The organism is Desulfuromonadaceae bacterium (assembly GCA_019429445.1).
Taxonomy (GTDB): domain Bacteria; phylum Desulfobacterota; class Desulfuromonadia; order Desulfuromonadales; family JAHYIW01; genus JAHYIW01.
The window spans coordinates 18,440-45,104 of sequence record JAHYIW010000002.1 but is presented as its reverse complement, the minus strand read 5'-3'; the positions used below and the strand labels follow the sequence as shown (position 1 = coordinate 45,104).

The following is a 26,665-nucleotide window of genomic DNA, read 5'->3' as shown; positions in this document are numbered from 1 at the left end:
TTTTAGTATCGTGTTTCCCTAAATGTCACTTCAGGAGGGCTGAAGTCCTGCCTACCTACCATTCTTAAACCTCCTGAGCGTACATGCCTTTACTGTTTTATTGATGATATACATACCCAGGAGAGAGCTATGAATCGCTTATTATCCCTGCTATTTTGCCTGCTCGTGTTTATGTTCTGCTGTGGATTCTTTGGTAGTGCTTGGTATGAGGAATATGGCCTCACCAAAGAGAGCCAACTTTATACACAAGCTGGCAATGATGTACTAAAAAAGATTATTTTTGACACTAAAAATAGGCACTTCTCAAAAGCGATTGGCACGGCAATTAACAACCCTTTTTCTCTTGAAGATAATGAATTAATAGAGCGTTTGGGGCTTCTTCTTCCCCAAGAGACACAAGATCGGGAAAGAGCTAAAATTGCAAAATTATTAGCTAATTCACCACACGAAAACGCTGTAAAGTTCCTTGCCGACCATGTGAAAGAGGAGAAGCACAGAAATATCGTTGCACTGATAATTTCATCTCTAATTGATCACGACTATTACACGGATGACTTAATAAATTACGCAAAAATAATGTCTAAAAATATGGACTATTTGATAAAAACCTCCTTTTCAATATACCTTGTCAACAACCGTAGCCTGCACAGTGAGGTGATTGAACGTGCCTCAACAGGCATTATTACAGAGATTACTCAGAGCAAAGCCAACAGAAGAAGGCATGTTTTTCAGCTCCTTTCGCGATCTAAATATGTAACAGAAGATATCTATAGCTTAATCCAAAATGCTGCATTTGATGATCCTCACCCTAACGTAAAAAGAGATGCCGCGAAAGCCATGTCTTTATTGAAAAAATACAGCCTAGAAAATATTCAAGAACTGAAACCAAATTTTTATGCTCAAAAATTAATAGACAGTAACTTCAATAGCAAAAATTTTAACAATGACTCCTCTATAGCCCTGATTGTAGGCAACAAAGACTACTCTAAATCTGGAAACTCAGTGCCAGATGTCGATTACGCAATCAATGATGCAGCAGCGATTAAAGAATATCTGGTAAATGCTAAGGGCTACAAGGAAGGCAATATTCTCTATCTTGAGAACGCATCTCAGGCGCAAATGGTATCTGCACTTGGAAACAAAGAATCTCACATGGGAAAACTCTTTAACTGGGTTCGACCCAACGAATCAGATGTATTTTTCTACTACTCTGGTCACGGAGCACCAAGCCTTAAAGATGGTAGTGGATACTTACTGCCTGTAAATGCAGACCCTTCAACGGTAGAACTCAATGGCTACTCAATTGACACCTTATACGCCAATCTAGAAAAGCTGTCAGCAAAGAGCATTACAGTTGTCCTGGACGCATGCTTCTCTGGAAGTTCCCAGGCAGGAACAATTATTCGCAATGCGTCATCCATATCTTTAAAACCAATATCAATGCCCAAGACATCGAGTAAGATAAATGTCCTGACAGCAACCAATGTCGGTGAAGTCGCTTCATGGGACACAGAAGCTAAACATGGACTGTTCACGAGCTATTTCCTTAAAGGCATAAATGGTGATGCTGATAAAGGTAAGTCAGGCAATGCTGACAACAAAGTCAGCTTGGCTGAACTAAAGCGTTACTTGGACTTGGAAGTGTCCTACATGGCTCGTCGGCAATATGGGAGAGAGCAGAACCCTCAGGTGAGTGGCAGCTCTAATTATATCTTTAGCGAGTTAGCAGATTAGCAAACTAGGGTTTTTAAAATCACCATTAGCGAGACTGCCATGGAGGCACACGAATGAAAAAAAGTATTGCCGTTTATCCCGGATCGTTCGATCCGATCACCAATGGTCATCTTGACATTATTCAACGCGGTCTGGAAGTCTTTGACGAGGTGATCATTGCCGTGGCGCGTAATTCTGAAAAAAATTCACTCTTCACCGTCGCTGAACGTCTGGAGTTGATTCGTATTGCCGTTGCCGATGATTCGCGGGTGCGCACCGAGACCTTTGACGGTCTGCTGGTCAACTATGTCGTTAATCAGGGGGCGCGTGTCATTCTGCGCGGTTTGCGCGCGGTCTCCGACTTTGAGTACGAGCTACAGATCGCGCAAATGAATCACAACGTCGAACAACGCGTTGAAACCCTCTTCATGATGACTGCGGTCCCCTACAGCTTCTTGAGCTCTTCGATTGTCAAGGAAGTCTGTTCCCTCGGTGGAGATATCAGCGCATTTGTTCCTCAGCCGGTGGTTGCAGCTTTGAAAAAAAAATTCGGTCTTTCATCCTGATTGCAGCTCGATGGTCAGGGCACTTCCACCAAATAATGGGGCGTTCATCTCGTCTGCAACCGTGGTGTATTCTGGGTCTCTGCAAGGCTGCGCCTGTCGGTGATATTTGAGCCATCTTTGATGGCGTCGCAAAAAGTCCGCCCTACGGCGTTACGCTGGTTTTTCAAGACCTCGACCTACCTGATGTAGGCCTTCGCCCCTGAAAAACCACCAAGCCTTGGAGGACGAAATTTTTGTTTAGCCATCCAATTCTTTTTTGCGAGTGCATCATCTTTGATTTTCAAAACTGTTTCCGAAAACGCCTGAGCGCAAAGAGTTTACCTTGACATCGCCCGATTGATAAATTACCTTTGGTCGCTTGTGTTCGGGGAAAAGGAGCAATAACGTGACTCAAAAAAAACCAACAACGTATAAAGATGCCGGTGTCGATATCGATGCCGGAAATCGTTTTGTGCAGATGATCAAACCTCTGGTTAAATCGTGTTCGCGTCCTGAGGTTCTGGCAGACATTGGCGGGTTCGGCGGCCTCTTTTCACTGACACCTGACAAATATGCGCGCCCGACTCTGGTTGCTTCAACCGATGGTGTCGGCACCAAGCTCAAGATCGCCTTTATGCTTGATAAACATGATACGGTCGGCATTGATCTGGTCGCCATGTGTGTCAACGATATTATTGTTCAGGGCGCCGAACCCCTGTTTTTCCTTGATTATCTTGCGACCGGACAATTGTCCCCGGAAAAGGCCGTTGAGATCGTCAAGGGGATTGTTGAGGGGTGCAAACAGGCTGGCTGCGCCCTGCTCGGCGGGGAAACTGCGGAAATGCCCGGCATGTACAACACTGGAGAATACGATCTGGCCGGGTTTACTGTGGGGGTTGTCGACAACAGCAACATCATCGACGGTTCTTCGATAACGGTTGGTGACAAGGTCATCGGTCTGGCATCAAGTGGACTGCACTCAAACGGTTATTCTTTGGCGCGCAAGATACTTTTTGAGCAAGAGGGCTATGCCATTGATGCCAGGTTGCCGGAACTTGAGGCTCCGCTCGGTGAGGTCCTGATTGCGCCGACACGTATTTACGTTAAGTCAATACTCAATTTGCTGCGCGATTTCAACCTGCGGGGCATTGCGCATATTACTGGCGGCGGACTTCCGGAGAATCTTCCTCGTGTGCTGCCTCACGATTGTAAAGCGCAAATCGATGGTACATCATGGCCCAAAGCAGCAATCTTCAAACTTCTGCAAGAAAAAGGCAATATTGCCAAGGATGAAATGTATCGTACCTTCAACTGCGGCATCGGCCTGATCGTCATTGTCCCCGAACAAGAAACCGATGACATCATGATGCGTCTCAATGGTCTGGGTGAAAGTGCCACTGTTATCGGCACGATCGCTGCTCGCAAGGGCGAAGAACCGCGAGTTGTTATCAGCTGAGGGCCGGGAGGAGCGGATGACTGAAAAACTGCGTCTCGGTATACTCGCTTCAGGGGGTGGCACTAACCTGCAATCGATTATTGACCACTGCGTCGCCAAATCTCTTGATGCTGAAATTGTCACCGTAATCAGCAATAACCCCGATGCTGGTGCGCTCGCCCGCGCATCAAATGCGGGTATTCCTGTACAAATCATCAACCACCGCGACTTTTCTGCGCGTGATGAATTCGACCGGGCCGTTGTCAGCGCATTACAATCAGCGCAGGTTGAATTAGTTGTCCTGGCCGGGTTCATGCGCATTATTACGGAGACGTTTGTCAGCGCATTTCCAAACCGCATTATTAATATTCATCCGGCACTCCTCCCCGCTTTCCCCGGACTTAACGTGCAGCGCAAGGCGATTGAGTACGGCGTGCGCTTTTCCGGCTGTACCGTCCACCTGGTCGATGGTGGGGTCGATACCGGACCGATTATCATGCAGGCTGTGGTACCGGTTCTCACTGATGATAACGAGGACACCCTGGCAGCGCGAATTCTTGTTCAGGAACACAAAATTTATCCGCGTGTCATTCAATTATTTGCGGAAAACCGCGTCAAGGTCACCGGTCGACATGTTTACATTGATCCGGCACCACAGCCTGCCTCAGGGGTATTGGTCAACCCGGCTCTGGACGACTGATGGAACGATCAGTTCTGGTCAGTGCATGCTTACTCGGCCTGAACACCCGCTACGATGGGAACACAAAGGCCGATCATCGGGTTCTTGATTATCTGCGTCAGCACAAGCTGACTCCGATTCCGGTTTGTCCCGAACAACTCGGCGGCTTGCCAACCCCCCGCCTGCGATCATGGTTCGTCAACGGTGATGGTTCCGCTGTCCTCGATGGTAACGGTGAGATAACAAACGCTGATATATCGATGAACCTGGCATTTATACGCGGTGCACAAGAAGTGCTGAAAATCGCCAGGTTGACGGATTGCCGACGGGCGATCCTGAAACAACGCAGCCCGTCATGCGGTGTCGGGGAGATTTACCGGGAGAATCTGGTGGTCAGTGGTGACGGGGTCACAACGACACTACTAAAACGGCAGCAGATCGAAGTCATAAGCGAGGATGACCTGGACTTTTAGACCCGTGTAAAAAGATGCATAAATTCCTAAATATGAGTTGCATCACACGTGCAATTGTGATAGATATCTACGGCTTTGAATCCCAAGAGGAGCTTTAATTATGTCAAAAGTATGTGATATTTGCGGAAAGAAATCGCAAACAGGGAATAATGTCAGCCACGCACACAACAAAACCCGGAAAACCTGGGATCCGAATCTGCAAAAAGTTCGGTCTCTCAAAAATGGCACGGTCATGTCCGTCAGGGCGTGTACACGCTGTATTCGTTCCGGAGCGATTGTCAAACCAGGCTGATCGTTACATCCTGATCGAAATCATCAAAAACGGGGATGAGCGCACGCTTATCCCCGTTTTTATTCTATCCACATCTAATCAGGAAACCGCGGCTGCTACGGGAGGCCCAAAACGAATGACCGTCCCGCATCGATGATCGCCTGCAAATGTTCCTCGCAGTTGGCCTCTCCGTAAAGTCGCACGACCGGCTCAGTCCCTGATTTGCGAAACAACAACCACGATCCATCGTCGAGAATAAACTTGTAACCATCCACGGTGTTCGTTTCGCACACCTTCTTGCCACCAAACTCGTCTGGCGTCACACTCATTTTCTCAGCAAAAGAAGTCTCAAGTTCAGGTGTCAGGCGCAGATTGATGCGACGGGTATGTACTTCACCGACCCGGCGATAAAGGTCAGTCAGCAACTCGGCTATGGTCTTTTGCTCAACTGCAACCATTTCGGCCACCAGCAGGCAGGCAAGGATGCCATCCTTGTCAGGAACATGCCCGCTGATTGTCAAACCGGCACTTTCTTCCCCCCCGATAAGAATTTTTCCCGCAGCGATGTATTCACCAATAAATTTGAAGCCGACCGGTGTTTCAAGAATATTGACTCCATGATGCGCAGCAACCCGATCGAGCAGATGCGACGTCGCAACAGAACGCGCCAGGTCGCCACGCCGTCCACTTCTCAGCATATAATCTGCCAGCAGTGCCAGAATGTAGTTGGGTTCAATGTAAGTTCCGTCACTATCAACAATCCCGTAACGATCAGCATCTCCGTCTGTAGCGAGTCCCAGGCTGAGACGCGAATCGTTGCGGATAAGATCAATGAATTGAGCAATGTTCGCTTGCGCCGGTTCCGGGGGGTAGCCACCAAAATACGGATCACGATGGTCATTGATTGTCATCACTGTCACCCCAGCGTCACCCAGTAATTTGTCGAGATAACCGATAGCGGTGCCATAGAGCGGGTTGATCGCAAAGATTAGCCCTGAAGAAAGAATGGCATCAAAATTGACCAATTTGCGTATCGACTCAACATAAGCCGGACGCGGGTCAATCTCCTCATACAATCCATGCGAGCGCGCCTGTTCTACGGTCATTTGATCAACATTGTCCACCACGCTCATCTCATTGGCGCGGCGCTCGATATCGGCAGTCGTTCCAGGAAGCGCCGGCCCACCTGATGCGGGAGAAAATTTGAGTCCGTTATATTCATACGGATTGTGACTTGCTGTAAAATTAATCGCACCACTACATCCCCGGCGAATGATTTCATGTGCAATCACCGGGGTGGGCGTATCACGGTCGCAAACAAACGCTTTTATTCCTGCGGCAGCGAGAATTTGTGCCGCAGCTGCAACGAAGTTTTTGCCCAGAAATCGGGCATCACAACCGACTATCACACCGCCATCTGCCGTCCCTTGGGCCAACAGATGATCGGCAATTGCCCGAGTCACTATTCTGACCTTACCGAACGTAAAATCGTCCGCCAGCAAACCACGCCAGCCCGACGTTCCAAAGATGATATTCCTCTGCATAACAATCTTCTCCTTCACCGCAAATTGTGGTGTTCTGAATCATCGTCGCATTGTGCGGCACCGTTCAACTTGGCAATCAATCAGGTTCATACAGATATGGTGCACGATAATCGGTGATATCTGCAACATAGGGACAATCGGCGGGCAAGATCCCGCGTTGCAACATTTCGGGAGTCAACGCCATGCAACCCGGTCGCCGCTCGTGCCGCTCGCGGTAAACGGTACAGAGGCGCGTATCCAGATCAAGCATGGCACAGGGTTCGTTGGTGTAGTATATTGCACCATTAAAATCAATTTTTTCAAAGCAGCAGCGACCGCAACGCCGGCACTTTTCTTCCCACGCAATATGATCCGTCATAGCCCTGTCCTTATTGAGTCGAAGAGTACCTGACGACACACAGGGCGTCAAGCGAACAGACAGAATTACGGACAAATTTTAGATTGACATTTACTTCAAAAAAATCGGATAATAAGAGTTCTGGACTCAAAACAAATCTAACCCACAAGGAAAGATCAGGGAGGTATATAGCAATGCAGTGTCAAACCATTCAGCCCGGAAATGAGTGTAACTTCTGGACCAAAAAAGGTTGTTCTTTTGAAGGCAACGCCTGTCACAATGTCGTCGTTGCCTGTGAAGGTTGTGATCGAATCGTTAACAGTGAAATTGGTTCTGTTTGCTCTTCTTACCCCGCCCCGGAGAAGAAATGGGCCACCGGTCTGTGTAATTTCGCAACCCACCAAAAAGTCAAGATTGACAGCGTCGAAGCCAAGGTTAATCCGCTCAAGGCGTCGAAGCGAGCAGCCGGGAAAAAGAAATAAAAATTATACAAATCAACAAAAAAACGGACGTTGCAGCGTCCGTTTTTTTGTTGATAAGCACACAGTCTCTGCCCTCCTGGTCACGCCAGGTTCAACACGGCCGGCTATGTCTATTGCACAACCTCAGTTGCCATACTTAACGCCTGAAAGGGAATTGTCAAATTAAGCAGCTTGGCCGCTTTCAGGTTCATCGCCAATGCAACCTTGCGGGGTGTTCTGACCGGCAACGTCAATGCTTGTTGACCGTTGAGTATTTGAATGGCATGGACACCAAGTAAGCGCCCTTGTTCGGTAGAATCAGCTGCCAGCGTTACCAGCGCTCCATGATCGGCCAGGTGAGGGATTTGCGAAACAACAGGTATCCCTTTGGCGTTGGCAATCGCGACAATCTCGTCCAGTTTCAGATGCAACACCGCGCTTTCCGACACAAACAATAAATCAGCTTTTTCAACCAGGGCTTGTGTTGCCGCGGCAATATCGCCAGCTTTGACAACGTTCTCACGAACCGTCCCGGCACCTCGGGCTGCAAGCAGTTTTTCAAACTCATCCGATTGCAGTACCGAACCTTGATCAAATTTTGTATACAGAATGCCAACTTTCTTAAATTTCTTGATCTCAAAGATTGCCGCGACCAACGTCTCAACTGGCGTCTTGCTACTGACCCCGGTGATGTTCCCACCGGTAATATTTAAATCCTTGACGATATTGAGAGCTACAGGATCGTAAACATCCGCAAACACGATGGGGATTGAAGATGACTCCTTCATCGCCACCAAGGTTGCCGGAGCCCCGTAGGTGACGATTAAATCAGCACCAAGGCCAACCGCTTTACGAATAGTATTTGCCCACGACATCGGATCAGGGTTGGGCATCTGTACATAAATCTGAATTTTATCTTTCATCCCGCCAGCTTCAATAATCTTCTCAAAAGCTTCCTGGGCTTCACGGTAACGGTCCAGCCCACCGGTTATCACGACCGCCATAAATTTCTTTTCAGCGGCGAACGACGGAACAGCAATCCAAAGCTGAGAAACAACTGCGGCCAGCAATAGCAGCAGTCTGAATTTTACAAATAAATATCCGCCCAAGCTCATCACCCGTCCCTGTCCAATCTGAATCCTACCAGACATATGCAATATTCACCATGCTGCGCGTCACCGAGCCATCGAATGTGGACATATTCTTGTCATGGTAATCAACATAACTGATCTCGGCACCACAGCGCAATCGTTCCATAACTCGCCAATCAATGCCAACCTCTGCTCCGCTCTGTACCAGATCAATCCGACCAATATCAGCCAATCCTTCCGCCGTGGCAAGATAATCCATTTCCACCAGGTAATCAAAATCCGGAGAATATTCAGCTGTTGCACGGACGTAACGCCCGGCCAGACGCAGCCTGACCGAACCACTGAGTTGGATCCCGAGGTCAGCCGACAGCAGATGGATCTGTTGCAGGAATTCAACATCCCGGTCCATGAAAGTATGTCCGGATTCAACGGCTGTGAGAGCAGTAGGCAACCCGCTTTGCGGGTCGGCATCGTTGCCGAACAAAAGATCCTGCGTAATATCCGTGCGGAAAAACCCGTAATTAAAATTCAGGCTGACCCGCTGTGCCGGAACGGTCCAAATCCCGAAATTAACATTCTGCTTCTGCCGTTCACGATTTCGTTCAAAGGTATACACCCCGGAAGAGATCAGCAGCGACTCCGCATAATTAGCCAAATCCACCCCGGCACGCGCCGAAGCGTTGACCCCCCAGGATAACGCAGGCTGGAACGACGTACTGATGGATAGCTCATGGCTGTCGTAACTACTCGTCGCATAAGCCGGAGCAGCGTTCTTCTCAAAGGTATAGGTCGTGTTGACACTCAATCTGCGGTCATTTCGGGATTTATAATACCCGCCCATCTTGAAAGTTGACTTAACTTCCTCTGCGGGGGGCTGCCAGCCTGCCGCAAACGTGGTGTCGACATTATCACGTTGCGTTTCGCCACGTTTGAGCAACGCTTTGAGTTGCAGGTTGCGGCTCAAACGCCAGGTCGAAATCAGCTCAATAATATTCTCCTTGAGATCCAGATTTTCACTGACCGGTGCAACGGCAGGGGTCAAACTTGAGGTGATCGCGGAGTTGTTATCGTAATTCAGATCGAGTTGACGTAACCGAAGAATCATACTCACAGTATCCGATGGAGTAAAGGCAAAATCTCCGGCAGCCTTGTAATAATCGACTTCCGCTTCAACCGGAGAAACGGTCTTCAATAACGATTGGTTTTCACGCTTCCCCAGCGTATAGGAAAGATTGGCAACAACCCCCCCGGATAAAGAAGTATGGACGGCCAAGGTTGCCTCTTGCATCTTGCTGTCGGGGTCTTCACTATGCTCTGCGCTTCCCGCAAGGCGACGGCCATCAATTGCACTAAACGTATCTCGCGGAGTGTCCTCCTGGTCTTTGAAATCCCGATACAGGTAGCTAACGATCAGATCAAAAAAACCAAGGTGACCATCAGCACTGGCCGTGAACTCATTTGTCACCCGATCCAGCGTGCGGGTGCGGCTTTGTAAATGACAGGCAGTAGCACAATCTTCATCCATGAAACGTAACTGCCTGGTGCCCTGTTTCTGATAGCGCCAATATCCAAGATTAATATGTGCGGGGATATCCGGAAGTTTGTAACGCATGTCCACCTGGAATGTTTGAGCGTCCAATGAGTACTCGTCAGCTGGGTTCTGATCAGCATAATCGGCACGGGTGACGACATCATCACCGGCAATGAATGGAGAATTGTAGGTTACAGCCAAGTTGCGAGAATCAGTAGTCCCTGGCCGATAGGGGATATGATCAAGATTATGAAATAATTTTTCCAGTCGAAGATTCACGTGCAGCACGGTCATGACATCGAGTGAAGATTCAACGCGATAATCGTTTTCACTGTTATAGGCAGCATCGAGATAGAGGTGCTTTTTGTCGGACCCAACCAACGCCTGTAAATCAAAGGTGGGGCTTGATTCATGTTCACGATATTCCGCAGCCCGCCCCGGCGCATCTTCGTCACTGACAACGGAGTAACCGCCGCCAGCGACCAAACTGGATGCAAACGCCACTCCCGGAAGGAGCACAGCACAGCCAACCACAAAAAGTAACCACCCGAATGTCACGCCATTACCGGTAACCCTATATTTATTCACAAGACGCTCCCGTTACTATTCGAATACAGATCAGCCAACCACAAATTATCGCGCGATAAAAGTCCCGCCGGATTTTGAAGGAATGTCAGTACCATGGATCGCTGAGTGACAATCTGTGCATCGACTGAAAAAGGTCTCCTTCATCGATCGGGAAGACAAACTCCCTCGTGCAGAATGGTTATTCCCGCCCAAATGGCCCGCATGGCACTGCAAACAGAGAAACGGCTGCCCCACTTCCAGCAGCGGCTCGTTCGGTGACCCGTGCGCGGTGTGACAATTGGAACAATTTTCTGTCAGGTCAGCATGTTCGTAAACAAAGGGGCCCTGATACTCCATGTGACAGCGGGTGCAAACCTGTCTGGTTGTCGCCCCCTTGAGCATTTTATCATTTGCAGTTCCATGGGGATTATGGCAATCACCACACATTACTTTGTGTTCCGGAACAGGGTGATGAGAAAAATTCGCAAACTCCATCCTGACCTGCTGATGGCATTTGAAACACAGCTCCGACATCTCCTGGCGGCTGACTTTCTGCTGGGGGCCAACATGCAAGGCATGACAATCACTGCAAGAGACATCGCTGGTGGCGTGTGTACTCCCGGACCAGTAAGTCAACACCGGCGTTGACGACGCTGAATGACACTTGAGGCAGATCAGTGATTGAGCCTGTTTGGGGAGATAATGTAAATTGAGCAGCCGGTCGCTGCTGCACTTATCACCATCACGCTGAACTTTTTCGATCGCCAGACTTCCAGGGCCATGACACGATTCGCAATTAACCAGTGGCAACCCTGTTTCCACCTGGACTTGCGCACCATGTACAGAATTATGAAAGTCATCGGCAATTTTGTCATGCGCATGACATTTCGCCAGACAGGCATCATCCCCGACATAATCTGCATCAAGCCGTCCGACGATCATCCGCTCATATTCCTTGACCGGCAACAATGGTGTATCGGAACGCATTGAAGACAAGTCGGAACAGGCCGGGATCAATGCCGCCAATGCCGTGACCGCCAGCAATAAAAATAACTTCTTTTTCAAAGGACAACCTCCCGGACACAACAGAATTAAAGAATCCTGTGCATTCTTTAACAAATATAACTTTGTGTCAATTAATTTTAAATTTCAGCGACAGAAAGTGGATGAAATATATTCAAAAAAAGGTGCCAATGACGACCCCCAAACCGGACAGCGGTCCTGAATCACTCATACCATCAACCGTTTTTTCTATCTTGTTCAAGGTTGTTTTGGCCTCCCGGTAGAGGTCATCCTCATTAACAAGACGTCCGAAAGTACCCTGCCCTTCATCGATTTTGCCAACAATACTGTTCAATCGCGCTACCGCCTCATAAAATTCATCGTAAAGCTCCGGTTCATTGACCAGGCGACCCAGCGTTCCTTGATTATCATCCGTCTTTGCCAGAATCGAATCAAGTCGCGCCGCAGCGATATTCAATTGGCTGTAAAGCTGTTCATCCTTGAGCAGCAACCCCAGCGTCCCGGTTCCCTGCTGAAGGTCGGCAGAGACACTGCGCAGGTTGGCAACGGTTCCGGCAGCATCGTCATACAGCGAAGGATCGTTAATCAATTTGCCGATGGTTCCATCACCGTTCTCCAGCCGCGTCAACACAGTTTTCAGGCTGACGAGCGATGCGTTCAGGTTGTCATACAGTGATGAATTGTTAACCAGCAGTCCCAACGTCCCCTCGCCATGATCGATTTTACGCACGACAGCGCTCAAACGTTCGACCATCTCCGCAATATTGCCTCTGATTTCCACGATCAAATCGCCCAGATTGCCGAAAACCTTTTCCTGATTGCGATCCAGATTGGTGATCAGTTGATCAATATTGGCAGTTTCCTCGGTCATCAATTCACTGCCGGGCGGCAATACGGGTTGTCCTCGGGTGCCAAACGAAATTCCCAAAAATTGTCCACCGAGGAGATTAATCTGCCGGATAGACGCCGTTGAATCAGCAAACAATTCAACTAAATCTGTCGTATAAAAATCGATACGTACCTGGCGGTCTTCAATACTGATCGCGGTGATCTTCCCCACCTCAACCCCGGCCATCCGTACCGGATCGCCGGCACTGATACCGATCGCAGAATCAAAATTGGCATGGTAATTCAGGCGTTGTTCAAACGGACGCCAGTCTTCTGACAGCTCAATTAAAGTGCCGAGCAAGATCAACGACGCTAAAAAAAATAAACCCACCTGTTTTTCTATCGACATGGTCACTCTCTCCCCCCCCCCCCGATTCCTTTGGTGGTGGTATACAAAAATCGTTTTACATCGGGATTCGTACTCGCCTTGATCTCTTCAGGTGTGCCAACCTCGATAATCGTCCCCTCACCGATCATTGCCACACGGTCAGACAGATGGAGGGCAAAACTCAGATCATGACTGACAATGACGGTCGTCAGGTCGAGCCGCTGACGAATATCGAGAATCACCTGGGCCAGTTCATCCGTCGTAATCGGGTCAAGCTCTGCGGTCGGTTCATCAAAAAGAATCAGATCCGGATTCATTGCCAGCGAGCGCGCAATCGCAACCCGTTTTTTCATGCCACCGGAAAGTTCAGCAATGCCACGCTCTTCTTCCCCTGCCAGCCCGACCAGATCGAGCTTTTCTTTGATGATTTCCCTGATCCGTGCTTCGGGACAAACTTCTTTTTCACGCAACCACAAACCAACATTTTCACCAACTGTCAACGAATTAAATAACGCCGAGGTCTGAAAAACCATACTGTATCGATAGCCACGGCTCCCCTCCGACGTGTCGTTCCAGACATCCTGCCCATCGATCAACACCCGGCCACGATCAGGTCGAATCAGTTTGACCAGATGTTTCAGCAACACACTCTTGCCGGAACCTGAGGGACCGAGAATACTGAAGATTTCCCCCGCCCTGATGTGGAGATCAATCCCCTGCAAGACCGGCCGACCGGCAAAACCTTTCCAGAGACCGTCAATGTCCACGCTGACTCCGTGGGAATCATTATAATCCGTAACCGTGCCGCGTTGTTCCACTGCACTCTTGCTGAATCCGCGAGTAAGCCCGACGAGCAGGCGAGTCAAAGAATTATTTGCAGAAGGTGGTGACATCATTACATCATGAACCGCGTCAGGAAATAGTTGGCAACAAAGATCAATAAAAATGCCAGCACGACAGCACGGGTTGTTGACTGCCCGATACCCCGCGCGCCGCCCATCGTTTTGAATCCCACATAGCAACCGACATGCGCGATGATTCCGCCGAAAACGGCGGCTTTCAATAACCCCTTCAAAATTTCGCGATAGTTTAAGGCATTTGTCAGACTGTCATAATAAACATTAAGCGGGACGCCAATTTTAGCGTTGAACGCGCAGACTACCCCCCCGCCGAACATCGATATAATCACGGTAAAGACGACCAGTGCCGGCATGGCCAGCATACATGCAATAAAACGCGGCATCGCCAGATAGCGGACCGGATTGATCTCCAGGGTGCGCAAGGCGTCTATCTCTTCGTAAACCTGCATTGCACCAACCTCTGCGGCCATTGAAGAGCCAATTCGCCCCGCCACGAGCAGGCTGGTCATAACCGGCCCAAGCTCCTTGACCATTGACAAACCAACGATAGCGCCGATCGCCTCCTGCGTTCCGAAGTCGGCGAGTTGCACCCCGGTCTGCAGCGCCAGAACCATGCCGATGAAAAGTGACATCAGGCAGGCAATCGGCAATGTTCCGAGACCGATTTCTCGCATCTGGCGAAGTATCTCTGAACGATTACGTGGTGCATCCTTGAAGTAATAGACCATCTCCGCAAGGAGCGCGAGCATCTCACCAGTCGTCTCGGCCGCACCAAGAATTTTTCTCCCGATCAGGGTCAGCATGACATCACCATAACACTTTATCGCTCACATCATCACCCCATGAAATGCCCCAGGGCAGATAAAGCAGATTCAACCGGGAATATCCTTCGCTCCACTGAAAACGAATCAGTCCCTTCAAAATACTAAGTTCGGAATTGCCTTTAAATTTTTCATTGCGATAATAAAAAAACGGAAAAAGCTCCACCGCTAGATCATCGCCACGGCGTTCTTTCCAGTAAAGATTCCACAAAAATGAAGAAATTTCATTGCCGTATTGATCACTGCGAAGCTGATAGATCCGATAAAGTGGCGACCAGTTACGTTCAATCGCACCATTGTCCGGGAAAAACGGTTCGAGCAAAGACAGCATATGGAAACGTGTCACGCCACGCTGACTGTCCCACGAAAAAAACGGCCAGCAATCGATCCTGCGTCGACGCAACGATTCTCCTTCGTAAACGGTTTCAGTCAGATCAGAATAAAGAAAATAAAGTAGCCTGAAACGTCGCCGATCAATCTGTTCAGTATGAATTTCCTCGATCTTGCACAACGGCCAAAGGTACCAGCGTTTACGGAATTCACCAATCCGCTCGTTAAGATAAAATGGCAAAATCCTGAAACCATCACGCATGCCACCGTTTGAAAAACGCAGCAGTGGCCACAAAAGAGTATGCTCGACGTAATCGTTGCGACGATCCCTGACAATCTCGATAAAGGGCCACAGATAAGACGTTGAGGAAAAGTCAGGTGACGTCTTATGGATGTAAAAAGGAAAGAACGCTCTTAATCGAGATGGCGCCGCAGTTGCCATATTGTGGTCTTCCGCAAAGAAAAAGGGCCAGAAAATAAATCGCGAACGAGCATCATTCCCGGTGCGATGATAACCAAAAAACGGCCAGAAACGCAGCCCGTCCTCCCCTCCCCCGCGAATGCGATTAAAAAACGGCCAGAGGTAATTCTGTGACACGACATCACCGGTTCTGGTGCGGGCATACAAGGGGAAAAGGGCAAACCCTATTTCATCTTTTGCATATTTATCTTTAATCACACCGCCCACAGGAAAAAAAGCAAAATATTTTCCGGAATCAAGTTTGTTCCCATAAAAAAGTAACGGAAACAATGTGAATTCGTTGGAACTCCCCGCACTGCGTGAACCAAAATCAGAAATCAACAATTGAATGACAGAAAAATATGATCTGTCAGGCGTGTCCTTCTTCGTTGCAACGGGATACAGAAATTCACTTCGACCAAGCAGGTTGTTCTGATCATATTGACGGGTATATAATGGCCGGATTGAAAACATCCGCTCTGCCCCGATCCGCCGATACTTGACCAGCGGACCGAGTAAGTTTAAAGACACATAATTTCCGGCCTCATCCGCACGATAATCAAACAGAGGCCAGCAGGTATCGACCCGGTCATTGGCGGAAATCGGCGTCGCACAGCAAAGCAGGACCACCGCCACCGACAAAAGTGCCAGACATGGCATAAACACGAATCGTGCATTTACTTTCGTCATCCTGGCAATCAATCTTTATCGCCATCACGTCGGGAACGATTGACCCAGTAAAACAAGCCGAAAATGATCCCGTTAACCAGCAGGATAAACAGTATATCGCCGAAACCGACTGCACTCATTCAGCCAACCTCCCCCTTTCCAGAAAACACTCCCGCGCTTGATGTGCCGGTGCAAAATCAGGATCAACGGTCAATGCTTTTTCCAGGGCATCAAACGCGCCAGCGTGGTCATTGGTGCGGTCACGACACAATGCCAACAGGTAATAAAATGGCGCCATCGGCAAATCCCGTGGCAGTGAACCACTTTCCTCAATCGTTTCCAGGCCAATCAAAGCCTCATCATACTCCCGTCGGGTGTACAATTGCGCCGCCACGGCGACCGACTCCAGCTCGACAATTAAAGGCTCGTCGGGTACGGGTTCATCGTTGAGCCGCTCGATCCGCCCGATCAATTCCTGACGACCGGGAAATTCTGCAACGTGATCAAGCAATAATCGCCAGTAGCGCGTTGCAACCGGGAAATCACCGAGCAGAAAATTGATCTGACCGATCAAATTCAACGTTTGCGGATCGGGCGACGTAATCCTTTCCGCCCGGCACAGATACCCCAAAGCGATCAGTAAATTGCGGCGGGACTCATAAAGTTCCGAAAAAACCAACGCCAGTTCATAACAGGACATTCCCAGTCGCTGCAACAGCCCGACATTTTCCGGGTCAAGCAACAGGAGGATTTTCATGTAGCTGATCTTGCGCCGAAGATAGGGAGCATCGACCTCTTTATGTTCCAGCATCATAATCTGGGCACCGAGGTCAGCGATGTTCTGCGGATAGGCGTCACGCAACAAGCCGGCATAAACGGCATTATTCGGACAATCTGGAAAATGTCTCAGATAATCGTAAATGCTGCTACCGATCAGGTCATAACCTGGGTTGTCAGTCAGGTTGTTTTTTTTCAACGGCAGGGGAATTTCCGGCAGCAGGACCTCTTTTCGCTCCGGCCCGACAGTGAGGGAATGCCCGGGTGCTGGCCGCCAAAAAACATATTCTTCAGGGTCAAGTGTGTACATTTCCATATTTTCTGTCCGCATCATCAAAGACTTGTTTTCGTCGATAAAACCGAATCATGGCCAAACCATGGGCAATATACCCCAGCGCCCTCAAATTGGCAAAAGAAGAATCTTGCCATCAACCAGAGTTCTCTGTTCAAAAAGACAGCCCAGGGGACAAAGAACGCCCTATCCATCTTTACTGATTCACGAACTTCAAACATCATCAAATTTTCAATTTACAACGTGCCCACCTGCTGTTACAATTAACGGCACTTAATAGGTAGCGAACCACTTCCAAAGGCTGACTGATGACTACGGCACCGGATATCGCATGTAAAGAGTACTATATTGGGCAGACAGGTAGTTTTATGTTACTCGATGCTTTTTACAATCCGATAGAAACCGTTCAAGGGCGCATCTTACAGCTGATGGATGGCAAAGGCTCTCTGTACGCCATGATTGAAACTGAGCGCGGTGTACGTCCGGCACGTTTGTGCCCTTATGAAAATTAATCCTTCCCTGTTGCAACAATTCTTTCTCCGTGGTAATTTCGCCGAACTTCAAAATCGGTTTTTGTGCGGTGACACATTTATTACCAAGGAGCATAAACATGAGCCAATCCAACCCGACAGTAACACTTGAAACAAATCATGGTCCCTTCGTTATCGAACTTGATGCTGCTAACGCCCCAATAACTGTCGCAAATTTTCTTGATTACGTTGGCTCCGGATTTTTTGCCGGGACAATTTTTCATCGCGTCATCCCGAACTTTATGATTCAGGGGGGCGGGTTCACCGCCGATATGAAACAAAAAACGACCAAGGGCCAGATCAAGAACGAAGCGGACAACGGTTTGAAAAACCTGCGTGGCACCCTTGCCATGGCGCGTACGCAAGTTGTCGACAGTGCCACTGCACAGTTTTTCATCAACACTGTCGACAATAAATTCCTTGACCATGCCAGCAAAACCGCGCAAGGCTACGGCTATGCAGTCTTCGGCAAAGTCATTGAGGGGATGGACGTCATCGACGCCATCAGTGCAATAAAAACCGGCAACCACGGTATGCATCAGGATGTCCCGCTGGAACCCGTCACCATCACTGCAGTCACGCTCAACGAATAAAGTCTGCTTCCTGAGTCACTGTACTCTCGCATAAATACACACTACTTTTTGCTATACTGCAACGAGGATCAAGGAGCAGGTTAGCATGGCGCGTTTGGTGCCAAAAATCTTTCGGGGCTACTACGCCGTTAAATTTTTCTTTTTTCGCAACGAACGTCGCGCTCGTCGCGCTGAAGGTCCAAAGCACGGCTTTGTCGGTATTCAGATTGACGGCCTGGCGTACCCTCATCTCCTGTTGGCACTAAAAGGGGGGTACCTTCCGCGTATTACCAAACTATTGCGTCGCGGGCACCAGTTGCGCGAATATCAATCAGGGCTTCCCAGTACCACCCCGGCGGCGCAATCAGCCATTTTTTATGGCGATACCAGCGGCATCCCCGCCTTCCGCTGGTACGACAAACAACGTCAGCAACTGATCAGCTGCAACGATCCCGATCATGTCCAGCTTTTTCGGGAGCAGCTTTTTGCCAATCGTTCCGGGTTGCTTAACGGTGGGGCATCTTATTCAAATATCCTCGATGGCGATGCAACACGAAGCATCTTTACCGTCTCCTCTCCGCATCCACAAACCTTGTTCGGCCGATTTGGCGGCTGGCGTATTCAGCTTTTGATTCTGCTCCATCCGTTTCGTGTGGTCCGCATGGGCTTTGCGTCGGTCATCGAATACTTCACCAACATCCTCGACTGTTGGCACTTCCGCAACACCCGCCCCTGGCGCATCAACGAAGGGCTCTTTCCGCTCATCCGCATTATCTGCAACGTTCTGTTGCGCGAATTCCAGACCTTCGGCGTCATCGCCGACATTTACAGCGGAGTCCCCTACATTTACACAACCTACAGCGGTTACGACGAACTGGCGCACCGTTTTGGCCCCACCTCTCGCGCCGCATTAAAAAACCTGAAATATATCGATGTCCGGATCGGCGAAATCTTGCGCATGCTGCGCTACGCGCCAGGGATCAATTATGAAATCGTGATTATTTCCGATCACGGGCAAACCCCCGGATACCCGTTTCGTGATCGGTTCGGCGCCACGCTGGGGGATACAATTAATGCCTTTCTGCGCAAATCATCGCACTTAACGGTCGCCTCCGGACCGCTGGAAATGACTCAACTGAAACTTGATTACCTGGGGGATGAATTACGCGGTCAACACAACAGTTGGCGGCAACGCAGCTATCGCCGCTGGGAAAAACGCGTCATGCGCCACATCAAGGAGCTAGTACCGGAAACGCATACGATTGACACTCATGGTGGCGTTGTCATCACCTATTCCAGCAGCCTGGCGCACATCTACCTGACTGACTACATGGGCCGGATGAGTCGCCGCGAGATCGAAGCGGAACAACCGCTGCTACTCGATTTTTTATGTCATCACAAAGGCATCGGATTGGTTGTCATGGCCGACGACAATGAAGGCATTATCTTGCGTCATCAAGATGACACGATTGTCTATTCCCCCGCTCAGGGTTGCTCAGTCATACCGGCGGACTCGTTTATCCACACCTACGGCTCTCCGGAAGAACTACTACCGATGATCTACCGTTTTTCCCGCAGCCCGTTGTGCGGTGATTTAATAATTTTCGGGGACTATGACGGGCAGCGCATTGCCTGCTTCGACGAGCAGGTGGGGGGACACGGTTCCGTTGGCGGGGAACAATTGGAACCATTTTTGATTTTACCAGGAGGACATCCGTTGATGAAAAAAGAGCAGCTCAGCGGGCATGAATTTCTCTATCACGAATTATTCAAACCGTTGCGCGACCGCCGCGAATAGTATTGCAAAATCGTTCTTCTCAATCCCGTACCGCCAGCACGTACTTCAGATAACGCCCCTCAGGAAATGTCACCGGTGCCGCAAAATCGGGGCCCTGCCCACGCACTTCGAGGACGTGAAGATTTGTTTCCGCCGCCAGGGCACCGCGTCGCAACTCTTTCAGATAATCATCCAGCGTCACCTTTTGATGATTCGATGACGTCACCAGCAAACCACCCGGCTTCAGGACACCAAGCGCCGCCGTAACCAGCTCTGCGGTACCCCCTCGGGTTGAGAATGTACCTTTTTTGGTGGTGGAAAACGACGGCGGATCAACCAGGATGACATCGAACTGCTCACCCTTCTGCCGCATAAATTGCAGCGCCCTTAAACAATCCGCGGTGATGAATTGATGATCGGCGACGGTAATTCCATTCATGACGAAATTCGTTCGCGCCCGCTGCAAATACTTTTCCGACACATCAACACTGACAACCTGACTTGCCCCGCCGACAGCGGCCACGACCGAAAATGCTCCGGTGTAGGAAAAAAGATTGAGAACACGTTTGCCACGAACGCGCGTCATAAAATCACGACGATTCTCGCGCTGGTCGAGAAATAACCCGGTATGCAAACCGTCATCAAGATCAATCCGGTAACACAGACCGTTTTCGCGAACGGTCAGTTCAGCTGGCGCCTCCTCACCAAAAAGATGTTCAATCAATTGCCCCGCCCCGCCCTGCGCCTCAAGCTTGCGCGTCTGTTGCGGCCGGTATTTCAGATAAGCACCATGACAATCGAACGTCTGCCGAAGAGCCTGAGCAATCATTTTGATATGCGGTTGCCAGGATTCCGTGTAGAGTTGCGCCATCAAAAAATCACTGTAGCGTTCAACGGTCAGCCCCGGCACATAATCCCCTTCCGCATTAACCAGGCGACAGGTATCGGTTCGTGCAAAATCGACATGGTTTTTACGCAACACCATAGCCTTTAAAAATTTTCTCCCCAGCCAGTGGGCATCGATGCGCACCCCCGGACGATCAAGGACTCGGGAAACAATCCTGCTGTGCGGATCGATCAGCGCGGTTGCCAGGGGTTTGTCATCCGGCGAACACAGTTCGGCAATCTCCCCGTTGTGACACGGCGGCCACTGGCGCGTGTATTTGTCCGCAATCACCCACGGATGTCCCAGTCGCAACATGCGTTCAGTATCAGCTCCGATCTTCAGGCGTTTCGTCTTCATCATGAATATTCCCGGCAGGCAAATCAACACCACAGTGACCGCAACAGCCCCCGCCGGAAATCCGACGAGGGCTGTTTTTGTCGCGACGTAAATCTTCAGCTGAAGTTACTTGTAGCCGTCCATTTCGTCAAATTGCAGGTATTTATAAATCGTCTCCTGCTGCGGAGCAACCTTCTCCTTGTAGACCGCGAGATACTCGGTCGGAGTCGGCAGTTTACCGATATTCGACGTCACCGCACCGAGCTCGGCGCTACCAAGATAAACCTTGGCTCCGTTACCGATACGATCATCAAAGTTTCGGGTGCTGGTGGAAAACATGTTGACGCCGTCAGGCACGCGGGCCTGATTCCCCATACAGAGTGAACACCCGGCGATCTCGATGCGCGCTCCCATGGCGCTGTACACGGAGAAGATCGCTTCTTCCTTGAGCTTGGTCTGATCCATGCGGGTCGGCGGGCAGATCCAGGTGCGGACATTCGGGTTGAACTTCTGCCCGCGCCAGATTTCAGCGGCAGCGCGGAAATGACCGATATTGGTCATACAGGAGCCGAGGTAAACATCCTGAATCGGGGTTCCGGCAACCTCCGAGAGGAGCTTGACATCATCGGGATCATTCGGACAGGCGAGGATCGGTTCGGTGATTTCGGCAAGATCGATTTCGATCACCGCTGCATACTCGGCATTGGCATCAGCGCTTATCAATTGCGGATTTTTCAGCCACTCGTTGACCGCGTCGATACGCTTCTGCAAGGTGGCAGGATGCTGATACCCGTCCGCAATCATCTTCTTCATCAACGCCACGTTGGAACGTAGATAGGTACAGACCGACTTTTCAGAAAGTTTGATACAGCCGGCAGCAGCGCTACGCTCGGCGGCGGCGTCAGTCAGCTCAAAAGCCTGCTCAACCGAAAGATCCGGCAACCCTTCCATCTCCAGAATACGTCCGTTAAAGATATTGACCTTGTTTTTCTTCGGCACCGTCAAGTGCCCCTGTTTGATTGCCCAGTAAGGGATAGCGTTGACGGCGTCGCGCAGGGTGATGCCTTCGTTGAATTGACCTTTGAAACGCACCAGCACCGATTCCGGCATGTCGAGCGGCATGAAGCCGAGGGCGCCACCAAAAGCGACCAGTCCGGAACCGGCCGGGAAGCTGATGCCGATCGGGAAACGGGTGTGGCTGTCGCCACCGGTACCGACGGTGTCGGGAATCAACAGCCGATTCAGCCAGCTGTGAATAACGCCGTCGCCGGGACGCAAGGCCACCCCTTCGCGGTCGGCAATGAATTTTGGCAGATTGGCATGCATCTTCACATCAGCCGGCTTCGGATAGGCGGCGGTGTGACAGAACGACTGCATGAACATCGGTGACAGGAACTTGAGGCAGGCCAGTTCTTTCAGCTCGTCGGCAGTCATCGGGCCAGTGGTATCCTGTGAGCCGACAGTGGTCATCGCCGGTTCGCAGGCGGTGCCGGGGAGGACTCCCGCAACGCCGCAGGCCTTGCCAACCATCTTCTGTGCCTGGGTATACCCCTGTCCCGGCTTGGGGGTAGGGTTCTCCGGCTGAGCGAAAATCTCGGCACCACTCAGATTGAGAGCGGCGCGCGCTTTGGTGGTCACCGCACGACCGATGATCAACGGAATCCGCCCGCCAGCACGATACTCATCCGGTACCGTATTCGGTTTGATCGCGAAGGTGGTAAGCACCTTGCCCGCTGCGTCGGTCACTTCCCCTTTGACCGTGTTGATCGTGATGACATCACCCATGTTCAGTGTGGTGACGTCCATGCGTAACGGCAGAGCGCCGGAATCCTGTGCGGTATTGAAGAAAATCGGCGCAATAACACTGCCGATAATAACCCCGCCGCGACGTTTGTTCGGCACACAGGGGATGTCATCACCGATACACCACAGGACGCTGTTACAGGCTGATTTACGTGACGAACCGGTACCGACGACATCGCCCACAAAAGCAACTTGATGCCCGGCTTCGCGCCACTTGGCGATCTCCTGAATTCCGCCGGGAAAACGGGTTTTACCCATGGCCAGCGCATGAAGCGGAATGTCCGGGCGGCTCCAGGCGTCACCAGCCGGGGAAAAATCGTCGGTGTTGATCTCCCCTTCGACCTTGAACACCTTGACCGTGATGGTTTCGGGCATTTCCGGTTTATTCGTGAACCACTCGGCTTTCGCCCACGATTCAGCCACCTTTTTTGCAGCAGCATTCTTCTTTGCCAGGTCAAATACCTGCTGAGCCGCGTCGTAAATATAGGTCATCGCCGAAAGCGCACAGGCCGCCTCGTCCGCCAGAGCGGCGTCGCTCAAAGCGTCGATCAGCGGCTGCACATTGTAACCGCCGATCATCGTGCCGAGAATCCGCACGGCTTTGACTTTGTCAATCAGCGGCGACTTTTTTGTCCCTTTCAGAATCTCGGCCAGAAACGCCGCCTTGACCTCGGCGGCAGGATCGACACCGGGGGAGATTCGTTCAGTGAAGAGATTCAGCAAAAACTCTTCTTTACCCGCGGGGGGGCTTTGCAACAGCGTGCAAAGACTAACCGTCTGCTCGGGATTCAACGGGAGTGCCGGGATACCCTGGGCATTGCGCTCCTGTTCGTGCATCAGATAGGCTTCAATCATGGATTCTCTCCTCATCGCAAATTAGCAGACGACCTGATATCGCCGCATTAAGTGATCGCGTTTCCGGGCCGCCACGCGGACCGTCATCAAACGTATACTGTATACAATCTTCCGCCATTATTGTCAATCCCGGATATCCCCGCAGTTATATTTCACCGTTCGCCAACAGCAAACAATGCGCTCTGAAAATGACTATATGGAAATTTCAGGAGTCTGAAAAAGATGCAACTAAAGGAAATGTCTGCCTGTGACTCATTCTGTCACAGGCAGACATTACTGTTAGAACGGAAAAGGAGGTTACAATGTTTGAAATTGCACTATTAGTCGGTCTGTTGTGGATTGGACTGGGACATCTTCTTCCCGAAGATTGATGGCGTCGCAAAAAGTCCGGCCTACGGCGTTACGCTGGTTTTTCAGAACCTCGACCTACCTGCTGCAGGCCTTCGCCCCTGAAAAACCACCAAGCCTTGGAGGACGAAATTTTGCTTAGCCATCTCATTTTTTTGGGAGTACATCAGGATTGACCTGAAAAAACAACAGCGGGGGGGATTGATCAGTCAAAACCGCATCACGCAACCAAAGAGCCCGTCAGGCATTTGCGGCGCCACTCAATCCGCCACCGGTCAGCCGAGAACGGTTCGCACGACGGCCAACAATTGTTCAGGACGAAAGGGTTTGATGATCCACCCCGACGCGCCTGCTTTTTTCCCTTCTTCCTTGATCTGCTGCTGCGACTCGGTCGTCAACATGACAATCGGCAAAAAGCGGTTACCCGGTTGTCGACGCAGACTTTTAATCAGCTCAACACCGTCCATATTCGGCATATTCAGATCAGTGACCACCATATCGACTGGTGAGGTGCTCAATTTGTTCAGCGCATCCTGGCCATCAACCGCTTCCAGCACTTCGTATCCGGCAGCGGACAGGGTCTTCTTCAATATCTGGCGAACGACGGATGAGTCATCAACCGTCATGACTTTCTTCCCCATAACGAACTACTCACTCTCCTGAAATTATTATTAACGGAATTGCATCGCGGAACAAATGACGACACCATCGGCACAGAGCGCAGCGCGGCAACCGACAAAATCACCTCGGGATCAGCCCGGCGCGTTGATCCCGAATTCGTCAATTTTTCGATAAATTGTCCGCCGACTGATTCCCATCAGATCCGCAGCGCGACTTTTGTTCCATCCGGTTCGATCAAGTACCGCAAGAATCCGGTCTTTTTCATTGACAACGACGGAGGCACTCGTCGCTGCGTCGAGCATTTCCTGAAATTCACCCGGTAAATGCTCCACCGACAGGACCGTGTCACGACAAAGGATGAACGCGTGTTCCAGAACATGCTGAAGCTCACGCACATTGCCGGGCCAATTATAATCGATCAGCAACTGCATGGCCTGACGCGACAGGCCAGCTACGGAACGATGAAACTTGGAATTAAATTCATCGATAAAATGATTGATCAACAACGGTATATCCGATTTTCTTTCACGTAACGGCGGGGCTTTGATTTCAATGACCTTGAGCCGGTAATAAAGATCTTCGCGAAATGCTCCTGCTTTAACCTGCTCCAGCAAACTTCGATTGGAGGCAGCGACAATCCGCACGTCGACACTGATCGTCGCGTTGCTTCCGACACGTTCAAACTCCTTTTCCTGTAAAACACGGAGTAATCGCACTTGCAATGCCGGAGAGATATCACCAATTTCATCGAGGAAAATCGTTCCTCCATGTGCCTGTTGAAAACGTCCAACCCGGTCGCTCATCGCGCTGGTGAACGCCCCCTTGACATGACCGAACAATTCACTTTCCAGAAGGTTGTCGGGCAATGCGGCACAGTTCACCTTGACCAGTGGGGCATCACGCCGCAGGCCACGAAAATGCAGCGATTCAGCGATCAATTCCTTTCCCGTCCCGCTCTCACCGCTGATCAACACGGTCGTATCGATATCGGCCAGCGTATCGACAAGTTTATAGACATCCTGCATCGCCCGGCTTTTGCCCACCATCTTATCAAAGCGCTGCCGCTGCTCAAGGCTTCGTTCAAGGGCGTCGAGACGGGTTTCATCACGGGCGGTCATGACGATCCCGCTAAGAGCGTTCGATCGTTCTGCAACCAACGCGGCCATCGTCAGACTGAACACTTTGGTTTGTCCGCTGGCGGAGGGCATCTCGAACCGAAAAATTTCTCCTTCGCAACGCGATTCAAGCATGTGCCGAATTTCATTCAACCCGGCAAGTTCCTTGTCATTCAATTCCGACAGCAACCGGCCAATCACCTGCGGACAACACTCAAAAAGGGCAAAAGCAGCGTCGTTGGCGTCAACAATCCGTAATTCTTCATCAAAAACAAAAATACCTTCCTTGACACTGGCAAAAACCGTTTGCAGGCGTGAACGCAACTGCTCTTGCTGGTCAAGAAGGTTCTTGTGCTCCAGGGCAACCCGCGTCACACGCAGCAAAGTCTCCTGGCGCAACGGTTTCGGCACATAATCGAATGCGCCGCCACGCATTGCCTCGGCTGCAGTATGAACTTCCGGCGCTCCGGTGATCATTACAACCGGGGTATGCTGCAAACGTTTTTTACATTCGCGCAAGGCCTCCAGCCCACTGTCCCGGCCAAGCATAATGTCCATAAAGATCAAATCGAATCCCTGCTGGTCGATCTTTTTCAGACACGCGCTTAATGACCGGGCAGAATGCACAGTGTAACCAGCTTCAGTCAGAAAGGCATCAAACGTGAAACGGATACTTTCTTCGTCATCAACCACCAGAATTCGCTGCGTCATACTTTTTTTCCTCCAT

General features: G+C 50.4%; 24 protein-coding genes. 10 read left to right on the top strand and 14 right to left on the bottom strand.

Annotated elements, in window-relative coordinates:
* Window positions 1-129: 129 nt before the first annotated feature.
* The 6 genes from K0A93_00940 to rpmB all read left to right on the top strand — a co-directional run bounded on the left by K0A93_00940 (window position 130) and on the right by rpmB (window position 5,137).
* The gene (locus K0A93_00940; protein MBW6510667.1) at window positions 130-1,734 is read left to right on the top strand and encodes a caspase family protein; all 1,605 of its coding nucleotides are present in this window, start codon (window positions 130-132) and stop codon (window positions 1,732-1,734) included.
* Window positions 1,735-1,787: 53 nt separating this feature from the next.
* A complete protein-coding gene (gene coaD, locus K0A93_00935) occupies window positions 1,788-2,279 on the top strand; it encodes a pantetheine-phosphate adenylyltransferase (GenBank protein ID MBW6510666.1) in 492 nt (163 codons plus the stop codon).
* Window positions 2,280-2,664: 385 nt separating this feature from the next.
* Complete coding sequence (purM, locus tag K0A93_00930) at window positions 2,665-3,714, top strand: phosphoribosylformylglycinamidine cyclo-ligase (protein MBW6510665.1); 1,050 nt, start codon at window positions 2,665-2,667, stop codon at window positions 3,712-3,714.
* 16 nt (window positions 3,715-3,730) lie between these two features.
* Window positions 3,731-4,393, top strand: coding sequence for a phosphoribosylglycinamide formyltransferase (gene purN, locus K0A93_00925; protein MBW6510664.1), 663 nt, complete (start codon window positions 3,731-3,733; stop codon window positions 4,391-4,393).
* Window positions 4,393-4,845, top strand: coding sequence for a DUF523 domain-containing protein (locus K0A93_00920; GenBank protein MBW6510663.1), 453 nt, complete (start codon window positions 4,393-4,395; stop codon window positions 4,843-4,845). The genes purN and K0A93_00920 overlap by 1 nt, the downstream gene beginning before the upstream one ends.
* A gap of 100 nt (window positions 4,846-4,945) precedes the next feature.
* Window positions 4,946-5,137 (top strand): 50S ribosomal protein L28, encoded by a 192-nt coding sequence (rpmB, locus tag K0A93_00915; GenBank protein MBW6510662.1) that lies wholly within the window; start codon window positions 4,946-4,948, stop codon window positions 5,135-5,137.
* 95 nt (window positions 5,138-5,232) lie between these two features.
* Here the strand turns inward: rpmB and K0A93_00910 are convergent, their stop codons facing one another.
* The gene (locus tag K0A93_00910; GenBank protein ID MBW6510661.1) at window positions 5,233-6,660 is read right to left on the bottom strand and encodes a phosphoglucomutase/phosphomannomutase family protein; all 1,428 of its coding nucleotides are present in this window, start codon (window positions 6,658-6,660) and stop codon (window positions 5,233-5,235) included.
* Between the two features lie 76 nt (window positions 6,661-6,736).
* Window positions 6,737-7,018 carry a hypothetical protein gene (locus K0A93_00905; GenBank protein ID MBW6510660.1) on the bottom strand — a complete coding sequence of 94 codons (282 nt, stop codon included), beginning with the start codon at window positions 7,016-7,018 and terminating at the stop codon, window positions 6,737-6,739.
* Window positions 7,019-7,191: 173 nt separating this feature from the next.
* Here K0A93_00905 and K0A93_00900 point away from each other — a divergent pair, with 173 nt between their 5' ends.
* Window positions 7,192-7,479 carry a PxxKW family cysteine-rich protein gene (locus K0A93_00900; GenBank protein ID MBW6510659.1) on the top strand — a complete coding sequence of 96 codons (288 nt, stop codon included), beginning with the start codon at window positions 7,192-7,194 and terminating at the stop codon, window positions 7,477-7,479.
* A 110-nt stretch (window positions 7,480-7,589) separates the two neighbouring features.
* Here the strand turns inward: K0A93_00900 and K0A93_00895 are convergent, their stop codons facing one another.
* The 8 genes from K0A93_00895 to K0A93_00860 all read right to left on the bottom strand — a co-directional run bounded on the left by K0A93_00895 (window position 7,590) and on the right by K0A93_00860 (window position 17,137).
* Window positions 7,590-8,573: an ABC transporter substrate-binding protein gene (locus K0A93_00895; GenBank protein ID MBW6510658.1), complete on the bottom strand. Its 984-nt coding sequence runs from the start codon at window positions 8,571-8,573 to the stop codon at window positions 7,590-7,592.
* 25 nt (window positions 8,574-8,598) lie between these two features.
* Window positions 8,599-10,668: a hypothetical protein gene (locus tag K0A93_00890; GenBank protein ID MBW6510657.1), complete on the bottom strand. Its 2,070-nt coding sequence runs from the start codon at window positions 10,666-10,668 to the stop codon at window positions 8,599-8,601.
* A gap of 45 nt (window positions 10,669-10,713) precedes the next feature.
* On the bottom strand, window positions 10,714-11,634 hold the full coding sequence (locus tag K0A93_00885; protein MBW6510656.1) for a DmsE family decaheme c-type cytochrome: 921 nt from the start codon (window positions 11,632-11,634) through the stop codon (window positions 10,714-10,716).
* A 190-nt stretch (window positions 11,635-11,824) separates the two neighbouring features.
* Window positions 11,825-12,907 (bottom strand): MCE family protein, encoded by a 1,083-nt coding sequence (locus tag K0A93_00880; GenBank protein ID MBW6510655.1) that lies wholly within the window; start codon window positions 12,905-12,907, stop codon window positions 11,825-11,827.
* Window positions 12,908-12,909: 2 nt separating this feature from the next.
* Window positions 12,910-13,779, bottom strand: a complete 870-nt coding sequence (locus tag K0A93_00875; GenBank protein ID MBW6510654.1) for an ATP-binding cassette domain-containing protein — start codon at window positions 13,777-13,779, stop codon at window positions 12,910-12,912.
* 2 nt (window positions 13,780-13,781) lie between these two features.
* Window positions 13,782-14,549: an ABC transporter permease gene (locus K0A93_00870; GenBank protein ID MBW6510653.1), complete on the bottom strand. Its 768-nt coding sequence runs from the start codon at window positions 14,547-14,549 to the stop codon at window positions 13,782-13,784.
* A gap of 4 nt (window positions 14,550-14,553) precedes the next feature.
* Window positions 14,554-16,047 carry a hypothetical protein gene (locus K0A93_00865; protein MBW6510652.1) on the bottom strand — a complete coding sequence of 498 codons (1,494 nt, stop codon included), beginning with the start codon at window positions 16,045-16,047 and terminating at the stop codon, window positions 14,554-14,556.
* A 115-nt stretch (window positions 16,048-16,162) separates the two neighbouring features.
* The gene (locus tag K0A93_00860) at window positions 16,163-17,137 is read right to left on the bottom strand and encodes a hypothetical protein (GenBank protein MBW6510651.1); all 975 of its coding nucleotides are present in this window, start codon (window positions 17,135-17,137) and stop codon (window positions 16,163-16,165) included.
* Between the two features lie 266 nt (window positions 17,138-17,403).
* Between K0A93_00860 and K0A93_00855 the strand changes: the two genes are divergently transcribed.
* From K0A93_00855 to K0A93_00845, 3 genes are all read left to right on the top strand, one after another.
* Window positions 17,404-17,607, top strand: a complete 204-nt coding sequence (locus K0A93_00855; protein MBW6510650.1) for a hypothetical protein — start codon at window positions 17,404-17,406, stop codon at window positions 17,605-17,607.
* Between the two features lie 98 nt (window positions 17,608-17,705).
* On the top strand, window positions 17,706-18,218 hold the full coding sequence (locus K0A93_00850) for a peptidyl-prolyl cis-trans isomerase (GenBank protein MBW6510649.1): 513 nt from the start codon (window positions 17,706-17,708) through the stop codon (window positions 18,216-18,218).
* A gap of 85 nt (window positions 18,219-18,303) precedes the next feature.
* Window positions 18,304-19,995: an alkaline phosphatase family protein gene (locus K0A93_00845; protein MBW6510648.1), complete on the top strand. Its 1,692-nt coding sequence runs from the start codon at window positions 18,304-18,306 to the stop codon at window positions 19,993-19,995.
* A gap of 19 nt (window positions 19,996-20,014) precedes the next feature.
* Here K0A93_00845 and K0A93_00840 read toward each other — a convergent pair whose 3' ends face one another.
* From K0A93_00840 to K0A93_00825, 4 genes are all read right to left on the bottom strand, one after another.
* On the bottom strand, window positions 20,015-21,217 hold the full coding sequence (locus K0A93_00840) for a class I SAM-dependent rRNA methyltransferase (GenBank protein MBW6510647.1): 1,203 nt from the start codon (window positions 21,215-21,217) through the stop codon (window positions 20,015-20,017).
* A gap of 105 nt (window positions 21,218-21,322) precedes the next feature.
* Complete coding sequence (locus tag K0A93_00835) at window positions 21,323-23,854, bottom strand: bifunctional aconitate hydratase 2/2-methylisocitrate dehydratase (GenBank protein ID MBW6510646.1); 2,532 nt, start codon at window positions 23,852-23,854, stop codon at window positions 21,323-21,325.
* Window positions 23,855-24,477: 623 nt separating this feature from the next.
* Complete coding sequence (locus tag K0A93_00830) at window positions 24,478-24,843, bottom strand: response regulator (GenBank protein MBW6510645.1); 366 nt, start codon at window positions 24,841-24,843, stop codon at window positions 24,478-24,480.
* 111 nt (window positions 24,844-24,954) lie between these two features.
* A complete protein-coding gene (locus K0A93_00825; GenBank protein ID MBW6510644.1) occupies window positions 24,955-26,649 on the bottom strand; it encodes a sigma 54-interacting transcriptional regulator in 1,695 nt (564 codons plus the stop codon).
* Window positions 26,650-26,665 lie beyond the last annotated feature (16 nt).